Annotated in this window: 9 protein-coding genes and 1 pseudogene; 8 read left to right on the top strand and 2 right to left on the bottom strand. The window is 66.2% G+C overall.

The window, feature by feature from the left end; translation table 11 throughout:
• Positions 1-5 precede the first annotated feature (5 nt).
• A complete protein-coding gene (locus tag METUNV2_RS0110835; protein WP_018229497.1) occupies positions 6-1487 on the top strand; it encodes an efflux transporter outer membrane subunit in 1482 nt (493 codons plus the stop codon).
• Positions 1488-1506: 19 nt separating this feature from the next.
• Here the strand turns inward: METUNV2_RS0110835 and METUNV2_RS0110830 are convergent, their stop codons facing one another.
• Complete coding sequence (locus METUNV2_RS0110830; protein WP_018229496.1) at positions 1507-2355, bottom strand: AraC family transcriptional regulator; 849 nt, start codon at positions 2353-2355, stop codon at positions 1507-1509.
• Between the two features lie 134 nt (positions 2356-2489).
• Between METUNV2_RS0110830 and METUNV2_RS0110825 the strand changes: the two genes are divergently transcribed.
• The 3 genes and pseudogenes from METUNV2_RS0110825 to METUNV2_RS20355 all read left to right on the top strand — a co-directional run.
• Positions 2490-2918 (top strand): organic hydroperoxide resistance protein, encoded by a 429-nt coding sequence (locus tag METUNV2_RS0110825; RefSeq protein ID WP_018229495.1) that lies wholly within the window; start codon positions 2490-2492, stop codon positions 2916-2918.
• Positions 2919-3098: 180 nt separating this feature from the next.
• A complete protein-coding gene (gene pqqA, locus METUNV2_RS19620) occupies positions 3099-3173 on the top strand; it encodes a pyrroloquinoline quinone precursor peptide PqqA (RefSeq protein WP_008060142.1) in 75 nt (24 codons plus the stop codon).
• Positions 3174-3271: 98 nt separating this feature from the next.
• Positions 3272-3628 (top strand): annotated as a pseudogene (locus METUNV2_RS20355) (transposase); the annotation flags it as partial.
• 307 nt (positions 3629-3935) lie between these two features.
• Here METUNV2_RS20355 and METUNV2_RS0110810 read toward each other — a convergent pair.
• Complete coding sequence (locus METUNV2_RS0110810) at positions 3936-5384, bottom strand: ComEA family DNA-binding protein (RefSeq protein WP_026188073.1); 1449 nt, start codon at positions 5382-5384, stop codon at positions 3936-3938.
• 444 nt (positions 5385-5828) lie between these two features.
• On the opposite strand from METUNV2_RS0110810, the gene METUNV2_RS0110805 reads away from it, so the two are divergent.
• From METUNV2_RS0110805 to METUNV2_RS0110790, 4 genes are all read left to right on the top strand, one after another.
• Complete coding sequence (locus METUNV2_RS0110805) at positions 5829-6254, top strand: hypothetical protein (protein ID WP_026188072.1); 426 nt, start codon at positions 5829-5831, stop codon at positions 6252-6254.
• Positions 6255-6509: 255 nt separating this feature from the next.
• Positions 6510-7601, top strand: coding sequence for an HlyD family secretion protein (locus tag METUNV2_RS0110800; RefSeq protein ID WP_018229490.1), 1092 nt, complete (start codon positions 6510-6512; stop codon positions 7599-7601).
• On the top strand, positions 7598-10333 hold the full coding sequence (gene rbbA, locus METUNV2_RS0110795) for a ribosome-associated ATPase/putative transporter RbbA (RefSeq protein ID WP_026188071.1): 2736 nt from the start codon (positions 7598-7600) through the stop codon (positions 10331-10333). Before METUNV2_RS0110800 ends, rbbA begins: the two co-directional genes overlap by 4 nt.
• Positions 10333-11460, top strand: a complete 1128-nt coding sequence (locus tag METUNV2_RS0110790; protein WP_018229488.1) for an ABC transporter permease — start codon at positions 10333-10335, stop codon at positions 11458-11460. The genes rbbA and METUNV2_RS0110790 overlap by 1 nt, the downstream gene beginning before the upstream one ends.
• Positions 11461-11544 lie beyond the last annotated feature (84 nt).

Here is an 11544-nt window from a genome sequence, read left to right as displayed (position 1 = left end):
TTGACATGACTGCTTCTTCCCTTCCGGGCCGGCTCGGCGCACTGGCCACGGCCCTGCTGCTGGCAGGCTGCTCGCTGGCGCCGGTCTACCACCGCCCCGAAGCGCCGGTCGCGGCGCACTGGCCCGCCGCCGATGCGCAGTCAGGACCGTCGTCCGCGGACAGCGTGTCCTGGCAGGACTTCATCATCGACGCACCGACGCAGAAGGTGGTCGAGCTTGCGCTGGACAACAACCGCGACCTGCGCAAGGCGCTGCAGAACATCGAGGTGGCGCGCGCGCAGTACGGCGTGCAGCGGGCCGACCGCCTGCCGCGCATCAATGCGCTGGGCAACGGCACGCGCCAGCGCCTGCCGGCGGATCTGTCGACACGCGGTGGCGGCGTGCAGGGCAGCTATGAGGCGGGCATCGGCATCAGCGCCTTCGAGCTGGATCTGTTCGGCCGCGTGCGCAGTCTGTCGGACGCCGCGCTGCAGGATTTCCTGGCGACCGAAGAAGCGGCCTGCGCCACCCGCATCACGCTGATCGCCGAGCTGCTGCAGGCGGTGCTCGATCGCGAAAGCGCGCAGCTGCGGCTGGACTTCACGCGGCAGACGCTGCAGGCGCGCGAAGCGTCGCTGAACCTGATCGAACAGCGCCGGCGGGTCGGGGCCGCGTCCGCCCTCGATCAACAGGAGGCGGTCGGCCTGACCGAACAGGCGCGGGCGGATCTGGAAAGCATCGAGCGCGCGCTGCGCCAGGCGGACAACGCGCTGGTGCTGCTCGCCGGCACGCCGGACGTGCTGGCCCTGCTGCCCGCACGCCCGGCGGACGCGCAGCACGTGCTGCAGGAGATCGCGCCCGGCCTGCCGTCGGGGCTGATCGAGCGCCGGCCGGACATCCGCGCCGCCGAGCGCACGCTGCAGGCGCGCAACGCCAGCATCGGTGCGGCGCGTGCCGCCTTCTTCCCGCGCATATCGCTGACCGGGCAGTTCGGCAGTTCGAGCGCGGAGCTGTCCGGCCTGTTCGGCGGCGGTTCGAGCGCCTGGTCCTTCATGCCGCAGATCACGCTGCCGCTGTTCAGTGCCGGCGCCAACCAGGCGAATCTCGATCTGGCGACCGCACGGCGCGACATCGCGGTGACCGACTACGAAAAGACGATACAGACCGCATTCCGAGAAGTGGCCGACGCACTCGCCGCCACCGACACCCTGCGCCGCGAGGAATCGGCGCGCGCCGCGCTGGCCGAATCCGGGCTGACCGCAATGCGGCTGTCGGAAGCGCGCTACCGGCAGGGCGTGGACGGGCATCTGCGCTATCTGGACGCGCAGCGCACCTATTTCGCGCAGCAGATCAATCTGATCGAAATCCGCGCCCAGCGGCAGGGTGCGCTGGTTACGCTGTTCAGGTCGCTGGGCGGCGACTGGACGACGGGCGAGGGGGCTGCTCACGCACCGCCCCCGGAGGTGTCACCGCGTCCGCTCGCTGTCGCGGCGGCTGGCGCACGGTGAATGCGGTGGGAGCGTCCGCTCAGACCGTACGTGACGTCCGCCACTGCCGCGGCGACTGCCCGGTCTGGGCGCGGAAGGCGCGTGACAGCGCCGCTTCGCTGCCATAGCCCACGTCGTCCGCGATCAGCTTGAGCGCGCGGCCCTGGCGCAGCGCGCGCTGTGCCAGGCCGATGCGCCAGCGCTGCAGATAGGCACCGGGCGTGCAGCCCATGGTGTCGCGGAAGGTATTGGCAAACACGCTGCGCGACATGCCGCAGGCGGCGGCCAGCGCGTCCAGCGACCACGGGTGGGCGGGCTCGGCGTGCATCGCCACCAGCGCGCGGCGCAGCCGCGGGTGCGACAGCCCGGCCAGCATGCCGAGGCGGGTTTCGCCGCTTTCCATCAGATGGCGCAGCACCTGGATCAGCAGCACTTCGAACAGCCGGTCGAGCACCGCCTGCCGGCCGCAATACTGCCGGCCCGCCTCCTCGAACAGCAGCGCCAGCACCGCGCCGGCACCGTCGAGCGCGGACAGCGGCAGACAGGTGACATCCGGCAGCGCGGCGGCGATCGGGTTCGCGTCGCCACCGGAAAAGTGCAGGCGGGCGCAGGCGAAATCGGCGCCGCGCACCGGGTCGGTCACGAAGCGGCTGGCCTGGGGCCGCGGGTAGAGCAGCAGGCTCGGTTCGCTGAGCTGCAGCACCGGGCGGCCCGGGTGGTGCACCTCGACCGCGCCGGCGCGCACCAGATGCATGCGACCGGCCGCGTCCGCTTCGCCGATGTCGGTCACTCCGCACAGCGCACCGGTATTGAATACCCGCGCGCTGACCGAAAAATGCTGCAGCAGGGCTTCGAGCCGGTCCGGTGCGGCAGGTGCCTCATTCGTCATGAGTGATACGATCAGTCAAGTAATCGATACATATTATCTCCATTGGTGCGGATGAGCGGCGCATAGTGCGGTCACCGGGTTCACCGGCCCGTCCGGGGCGGTACCCGATTCCACCTCATACCCAGGAGACCACCATGTCGATTGAACAGGTTCTGTATACCGCCCAGGCCAGCGCCACCGGCGGCCGCGAAGGTCGTGCCGTGTCGTCCGACGGCGTGCTCGACATCCAGCTGTCCACGCCGAAGGAACTGGGCGGCGCCGGCGGCCCGGGCACCAATCCGGAACAGCTGTTCGCGGCGGGCTACTCCGCCTGCTTCCTGGGAGCGCTGAAGTTCGTTGCCGGTCAGGACAAGGTCGCGATCCCGGCCGACGCCCGCATCACCGGCCGCGTCGGCATCGGCGCCATCCCGACCGGCTTCGGCATCGAGGTCGAACTGACCATCTCGGTGCCCGGCCTGCCGCGCGAACAGCTGCAGGGCCTGGTGGACCGCGCCCACATCGTGTGCCCGTACTCCAACGCCACCCGCGGCAACATCGACGTGAAGCTGGTGCTGGCCGACTGAGCGAGGCCGGGCCGAAAAGTCTTCCGGATCATGGCTTCATGAATTTCCTTAGACTGAGTTCAGACCTCTGCCGAGGCCGACGCCACAGCGGCTGACGATACTGGCAGTGCAGGTCAGGCGGAGCGCAACCGCGCCCCGCCGGGCCTGCGAAAGAGCCTATCCACAACCGAGGAGATCAATATGAGCTGGGAAACCCCGAAGGCCACCGACCTGCGTTTCGGCTTCGAAATCACCATGTACGTCGCCAACCGCTGAGTTCTGCGGTGGCAAGGAAAACGGCGGGCCTCTGCCCGCCGTTTTCTTTTGTGGGGTGCGTTGCCGGATGCTGGAAGCGTGATCTGTCATCCACCCCTCGATTCGCGAGCGGGTTCGGGCTCACGCCACGCGAACACTCATCGGGATCGACCCGCAAGCTCGGGCGCATCTCGAAGCAGGGCGACAAGTATCTGCACATGCTGCTCACGCACGGCGCGCGCGCCTGCCTCAGAGCCGCCACGCTCGCCGCCAAAGCTGACCGGCAGCTGGATGCGCTGCGCCAGTGGGCGGTGAACATCCAGGCGCGTACCCACCACAACAAGGCCGCGTGCGCACTGGCCAACAAGCTCGCGCGCATCTGCTACAGCGTGCTGCGCGATGCCACCGCCTACGGTGAACCCCAACCCCGGCTGGCAAGAAAGGCAGCCCGGGCTTCGTTCGCCGTGGCTGCCTGAGCAGAGTCACCCCCTCCCGCCACCGCTTGCCACGAGACAGATCGCTCATCATGGCCAACCGGGTCACACCCACGGGGACGAACGCCGATAACTCTTCCGGCAGCGAAATGCGTGCCGTTTGTATCGATTGGCGCGCCCCGCGCAGATTCCATGTCGGCACGGGTCACTCAGAACCCACTACGGATGCCGGATATACGACTGCAAGTGATCTACCCGGGAAAACCAGACTATCGGTCAGTCTTGATTTTGGGGGGAGTCCATATACGAGGGGTTAGGCCCGCCCCGCGCGGACGTCGGCATGCTACGTCTATCGATGGGTGAACATTGTGAGCCAATCGAGCTGCTGCTTCGATATGCCCGATATGCGCTCCAATTGCTCAAGGGATGTTATCTCTCCCAGCGCCATTCGTAGTGCAATCACTTTGGCTGCGGCTTCATGATCTATTGGGTAGAGAGTGCACAGGGTTTCTGCGTCAGCTTTGTTTAGATCAATACTAGCAGATTTCCATTGGCCGTCAGCGAAATCATCTCGATGCCAGGTGAAAGGAACTCTAGCGCGCCACAAGAACACTTCCCATCTCTTCGGGCGCGTTGTTGCCACTCTGAGGTGAAACTGAGTGAGAGTGGCTTCGTAGGAGATCTTCGTCGAGATCACTCCATTCTTGTAGTGTGTGGAACCCCATCGATAGGTTTGACCGACTTTTAGGCCTCGCAGTGTTCCAATTGTCTTCTCCCCTACGTACCAGAGCTGTCCGTCGCGGCCTTCCAAGCCACCGAATCCGCAGCCTAATCCAGATTCAGTCTCAATGGATTGATCGTCCACGAATTCATCTATTCGATATTGATCGAGGGGTTTCGGCTGCGAGTTCAACGGCTCCAGGGTGTCTAGCTGCCACTTTAGTGCGTATTCGTTGGCGAAACTTAGGCAGAATTGCGCATCGCTCTCTTGCCAAGGGCGCATCATTACCATATTCCCGCGTTCGTCAATTCTGCGGTCATGCGGGATGTGATCGAGTATTCTTCGAAATCGATCAAGCCGAGTGGGATTGACGCCCAATCTAAGCGATTGCAACTCATCAGCGAGCGTTTCAAGTAGGTAACTCTCTTCTGGGCTCGTGCTTCGGTTTAGTGATACTGCTGCAGGTGCAAAAGTGCGCAGCCTAGACTCGGCCAGATGGGATAGGTAGGCGTTTTCGTAGGCATCTCGAGCAGCTTCTACTGACTCGAGATATTGAGCCTGCTTTAGATGGGTCTCGGACTCTTCAAGATACAGCTTTATTTGAGGGTTTTGAATCAGCTGCGAAATGGAGAGGCGGTTCGCTTGCAATCCGAAGATGGCTGGCACAACTGCGTCAAAGAAGCGCTGCGTAATTCGAACAAAGTGGATGAGGTCTTTGGCTACATCGATTGCAGCGTGCTGCACAAGATTCCTGGCTTGACGAAGTACTCGGATGTCCTCAAAGTGCGGCAGCGCGACGGCGTAGTTGGCCTTCAGGTGTTTATTGAGCTTCGCGATGATCTCTAGCAGGCCGCTCTTCTCAAGGGAGTCGCCGGTGAGTAGTTCGTAGTCGATATGGCGTGCGATGATTCGCACAAGATACTCAATTGAATTGTCCAAGCCGTGAACCACTATGATCGGATCGACGCCCGACGCCGAGGTCGAATGACTAACCGCATGCTCCAGCAGCGACCTTGCTCGAATCAGGAGGTCTAAGGTGTCCGGGGACGGAGGGGAGGGAATTTTCGGCAGAGTCATCGGATGTCGTTCTTGGCGGGCCTAACTTTGTTTTCTGGCGAAGTTTTGCTCCATAACTATGGATGCCGCCTGATAAACACAAAGGATTTTCACGGGTTACTTCTTTTTTTCAATTTGTTACGGCGCTGTGTGCCGGATAACTAACTGTTAAACGAGCACAAAAAACCTCACCTCTTGTATGTCAGACAAGTGGAGCATATCCACGGTGTCGGTTCCATCAGTCATTCATCCGAGTGGAGCGGCGGTGGGGGCTCCTCGAGCGGAAAGTTCGGTCTGGCGACGTCTTCTGTTCGCACCTGCGCGGCCATGTCGGGGCCGGGACCATGGCAGAGACCCGCTTCTCGGCCTTTCACACCAGAACCCTGACGCATGCCCGGGCATGCCGCGCCGGCAACGGATAGATTGCGGCCTTTCCTGCTTCTTTCCGGTCTCACCGTTGCTCACATGAATGCTCCCGCTTCGTCGCCCCTCCACATCGAATGGACCACCCTGCAGCAGGACCACGAGCGCCATGAGCGTTGCGCCATTGGCGTGAAGCTGGCGGCGGTGGCGCTGGCGGTGTTCTGCATGCTGTTTACCTTTCCGCTTGAACTGGCGGCGCCGCTGCTGGCGGTGGTGTGGGTGACCGAGGCGATGCTGCGCACGGTGCAGGCGCGGCTGGGGACGCGGCTGCTGAAGATCGAAGGGCTGATCGCCGAGGGGGCCGATGCCAGTGCCGCCTTCCGGCTGCACCGCGAGTGGCAGGCAGGCCGGCCGGGCGCGGTCGGGTTGCTGGCGGAGTACGCCGGTGCCGCGCTTAAGCCCACCGTGGCATTTCCGCACGCGGTGCTGCTGCTGATGTTGTGCGCGTTGGCGTTGTCCGGCAGCTGAATCTTTCCCGGCGGGCGTCGTGGCGGGCCGGTCGGCCGCGGCAGGTTGGCGGGCATTGCGCTTTCATGTCTGAGCTGCGTGCGCTCGCCTCTGGCGAGCACACCCTACCGGGCTGCCTGGGCCTTGTCCGGTTCTGCCTGCAGGGTGTGCAGCTGACACTGTTGCGGCCACGGGATGCTGCGTTGCGAAAAATCAAGACGCTGAAATGCCCACGCGGCAGAATCGGGGCATGACTTCATCCTGCAGGGCGCATTCATGAGTGCATCCCGACGCCGTCTTGTTCTTCTGCTGCTGGTGCCGGTCGCCGCCGTGGCCGGCTATTTTGCGTGGCGCACGCTGAACGCGCCGGCGCCGCCCGCCGCTTTCGCGTCCGGCAACGGGCGCATCGAGGCGACCGAGATCGACGTGGCGGCCAAGACCGGCGGCCGGCTGGAGAGCGTGGCGGTGCGCGAAGGCGACGATGTGGTGGCCGGGCAGGAGGTGGCGCGCATGGACGTGCGCGCGCTGGAAGCCGAACTGCAGATCAGCGACGCGCAGATCGAGCAGGCGAGGGCCAGCCGCTCTGCCGCCGTGGCGGCGGTCGCGCAGCGCCGCAGCGACATGGCGACCGCGGGTGCGGTGGTGTCGCAGCGCGAAAGCCAGCTCGCGCTGGCGGAGAAGGACATCGAGCGCACCCAGCGCCTGGTGGACAAGGGCTTCATTTCGACCCAGAAGCTGGACGTCGACCGCACCAACCGCCGCTCCGCGGAAGAGGCGCAGCGTGCCGCGACCTCGCAGCTGCGCGGGGCGCAGTCGTCGATCGAGGCGGCGCAGGCGGCGGTGAAGCAGGCCGAAGCCGCGGTGGCGGCGGCCGAAGCGCGCAGCGAGCGCATCCGCGTTGACCTGCACGACGCCCGGCTGCTGGCGCCGGCCGACGGCCGCGTGCTGTACCGGCTGGCCGAGCCGGGCGAGGTGCTGGCGGCCGGCGGCAAGGTGCTCACGCTGCTCGACATCACCGACGTCTACATGACCATCTTCCTGCCGACCTCGCAGGCCGGCCGGGTGGCGATCGGCGCCGAAGCGCGCATCGTGCTCGACGTGCGGCCGGACATTTCGATTCCGGCCACGGTGAGCTTTGTGTCGCCGCAGGCGCAGTTCACGCCCAAGTCGGTGGAAACCGAAGCCGAGCGCGAGAAGCTCATGTTCCGCGTGCGGGTGAAGATTCCGCCCGAGCTGCTGAAGGCGCACGCGAAGCAGGTGAAGACTGGCCTGCCCGGCGTGGCGTGGGTGCGGCTTGATCCGGATGCACCGTGGCCGGCCACGCTGCCGCCGCTGGTCGGCACACCGAAACCCTCCGCAGCACCATGACGGACGCGGTCGCGCGGCTCGCCGGCGTCGGTCTGCGCTACGGCGACACCGTTGCGCTGGACGACATCACGCTGGACATTCCGGCCGGCTGCATGGCCGGCCTGATCGGGCCGGACGGCGTCGGCAAGTCCAGCCTGCTGGCGCTGGTGGCCGGCGTGCGCGTGATACAGCAGGGCAGCGTGCGCGTGCTCGGCGGCGACATGGCCGACCGTGCCCACCGCGCGGCTGTCTGCCCGCGCATCGCCTACATGCCGCAGGGCCTGGGCCGCAATCTGTACATGACGCTGTCGGTGTACGAAAACGTCGATTTCTTCGGTCGGCTGTTCGGCCATGCCGGCGCGGAGCGCGCCGCGCGCATCGACGAACTGCTCGCCGCCACCGGGCTGGCCGCCTTCCGCGACCGGCCTGCGGGCAAGCTGTCCGGCGGCATGAAACAGAAGCTGGGCCTGTGCTGCGCGCTCATCCATGACCCGGATCTGCTCATCCTCGACGAGCCGACCACCGGGGTCGATCCGCTGTCGCGCCGCCAGTTCTGGCAGCTGATCGAGCGCATCCGCGCGCGCCGGCCGGGCATGAGCGTGCTGGTGTCCAGCGCCTACATGGGCGAGGCCGCCGGCTTCGACTGGCTGGCGGCGATGGACGACGGCCGTGTACTGGCCACCGGCACGCCGGCCGAACTGCGCGCACGCACCGGCGCCGCCGATCTCGACGCCGCCTTCATCGTGCTGCTGCCTGAAGAGAAGCGGCGCGATCACGAAGTGCTGGTGGTGCCGCCGCGCAGCGCGCAGACCGACGGCCCGGCCATCGTGGCCGAGGGCCTCACCATGCGCTTCGGCGATTTCACCGCGGTCGATCATGTCGATTTCGAAATCGGCCGCGGCGAGATTTTCGGCTTCCTCGGCTCCAACGGCTGCGGCAAGACCACCACGATGAAAATGCTCACCGGCCTGCTGCCGCCCAGCGAGGGCAGGGCGCTGCTGTTCGGCCGCGAGGTGAATGCGGGCGACATGGCCACCCGCATGCGCGTGGGCTTCATGACCCAGGCCTTCTCGCTGTACGGCGAACTGAGCGTGCGGCAGAACCTGGTGCTGCACGCCCGGCTGTTCCACCTGCCGGCGGCCGACATTCCGGCCCGGGTGGACGAAATGGTGGCGCGCTTCGGGCTGGCCGAATATCTCGACAGCGCGGCGGCCGGCCTGCCGCTGGGCATACGCCAGCGGCTGTCGCTGGCGGTGGCGGTCATCCACCGGCCGGACATGCTCATCCTCGACGAACCGACCTCGGGCGTGGACCCGGTGGCGCGCGACGGCTTCTGGCGGCTGCTGGTCGAGCTGTCGCGCCGCGACGGCGTGACCATCTTCGTGTCCACCCACTTCATGAACGAGGGCGAGCGCTGCGACCGCATTTCGCTGATGCATGCCGGACGCGTGCTGGCCAGCGACACCCCGGCCGCGCTGATCGCCCGGCGCGGCGCCGCCAGTCTGGAAGAAGCCTTCATCGCCTATCTGGAAGAGGCGACCGCCGACACCGCAGCAGGTGGCGGCGAAGCGCCCGCCGGGCCGGCGCCGGCGGCCGCACCACCGGCGGCGGAACGCGCGCAGCCGCCGGCCTTCAGCCTGCGCCGGCTGCTGGCCTACGCGCGGCGCGAATGGCTGGAAGTGATGCGCGACCCGGTACGGCTCACCTTCGCCATGCTGGGTTCGGTCATTCTGGTGCTCATCCTCGGCTACGGCATTTCGATGGATGTGGAAGACCTCAAGTTCGCGGTGCTGGACCGCGACGACACGCCGGAAAGCCGTGCCTACATCGAGAACATGGCCGGCTCGCGCTATTTCATCGAACGGCCGCCGCTGGCCGGCGCCGACGATCTGGACCGCCGCATGCGCGCCGGCGAACTGAGCGTGGCGCTGGAAATTCCGCCCGAATTCGGGCGCCGGCTGCGCAGCGGTCACGCGGTCGAGATCGGCGTGTGGGTCGATGGCGCCATGCCCTTCCGCGCCGAAACCACGCTCGGCTACGTGCAGGGCCTGCACGCCGACTTCCTGCAGCAGGCGGTGGTGCGCGAAGGGCTGCCGGCCACCGCTTACCCGGCGAAGCTGGACATGCGCTACCGCTACAACCAGGGCTTCCGCAGCGTGTATGCCATGGTGCCGGCGGTCATCCCGCTGCTGCTCACCTTCATCCCGGCCATCCTGATGGCGGTGGGCGTGGTGCGCGAGAAGGAGCTGGGGTCGATCACCAATCTGTACGCCACGCCGGTCACCCGGCTGGAATTCCTGCTCGGCAAGCAGCTGCCCTACATCGCGGTGAGCATGGCCAGCTTCTACGGCCTGGTGCTGCTGGCCATCTTCGTGTTCGAGGTGCCGCTCAAGGGCAGCCTGGCCGCGCTCAGTCTGGCCGCGCTCATTTTCGTCACCGCCACCACTGGCATCGGCCTGCTCATGTCCTCGTTCGCGCAGACCCAGATCGCCGCGCTGGCGGCGACCGCGGTGGTGACCATGCTGGCCACGGTCACCTTTTCCGGGCTCACCCATCCGGTGTCCTCGCTGGAAGGCGCCGGCCGCACCATGGGCACCTTCTTCCCGGCCACCTATTTCCTCACCATCAGTCGCGGCCTGTTCTCGAAGGCGCTCGAACTGCGCGACCTGTACGCCGACTATCTGGCGATGGCCGCCTTCGTTCCGGTGCTCACGCTGCTCAGCGTATGGCTGCTGAAGAAGCAGGAAAAATGATGCGCCGCCGCCTGCTCAACGCCTGGCGACTCGGGCTGAAGGAACTGATGAGCCTGTGGCACGACAAGGTGCTGCTCATCATGATCGCCTGGGCGTTTTCCGGCGGCATCTACAGTGCGGCCACCGCCACGTCTCAGGAGCTGCACAACGCGCCGATCGCCATCGTGGACCAGGACGCCTCTGTGCTGTCGGCGCGCATCGCCGGTGCCTTCTACGGCCCGTACTTCAGGCGGCCGGACATGATCGCGCCGCCGGCGGTCGATCCCGGGCTGGACGCCGGCACCTGGACTTTCGTGCTCGACATTCCGCCGGATTTCGAGCGCGACGTGCTGGCCGGCGAACAGCCGTCCATCCAGGTGAACATCGACGCGATGCGGGTGAGCCAGGCCTTCATCGGCGCCACCTACATCCAGAACATCGTGCTGGGCGAGGTGGCGGAATTCGTGCAGCACCGGCGGACCGAAACGGTTGCGCCGATCGAGCTGGCGCCCACCATCCTGTTCAACCCCAACCTGACCAGCGCCTGGTTCGGCAGCGTGATGGAACTGATCAACAACGTAACGCTGCTGTCGGTCATCCTGACCGGTGCCGCACTGATCCGCGAGCGCGAGCACGGCACGCTGGAACACCTGATGGTGATGCCGGTCGGCGCCTTCGAAATCATGTTCGCCAAGGTGTGGGCGATGGCGCTGGTGGTGTGGGTGGCGGTCGGCCTGTCGCTGCACTTCGTGATCGGCGGTGCGCTGGCGGTGCCGATCGCCGGCTCGCTGCCGCTGTTCATGGCCGGGGCGCTGATACAGCTGCTGGCCACCACCTCGCTCGGCATCTTCATCGGCACGCTGTCGCGCAACATGCCCCAGCTCGGGCTCATGATGATTCTGGTCATCCTGCCGCTGGAGCTGCTGTCCGGCGGCATGACGCCGCGCGAGAGCATGCCGCAGGCGGTGCAGTTCATCATGCAGTTCGCACCCACCACGCATTTCGTCAGCCTCGCGCAGGCGGTGCTGTACCGCGGTGCCGGGCTGGACGTGGTGTGGCCCAGCCTGCTCGCGATGGCGGCCATCGCCGCCGCGCTGTTCATCGCTTCGCTGCTCATGTTCAGACGCAGCATCGCTGCGGCCGGATAGGCGGACGAGGCGGGGAAACCGGACTGCGCAGATCTGCGCAGCGGTGCGCATGGATCGGCAGCGCTGCGCTCCGGGCAACCCTTC

Origin of the sequence: Methyloversatilis universalis EHg5 (assembly GCF_000378945.1) — a bacterium.
GTDB classification, from domain to species: Bacteria; Pseudomonadota; Gammaproteobacteria; order Burkholderiales; family Rhodocyclaceae; genus Methyloversatilis; species Methyloversatilis universalis_A.
The sequence above is the reverse complement of the archived record's forward strand: the minus strand, read 5'-3'. Positions and strand labels throughout refer to the sequence as shown.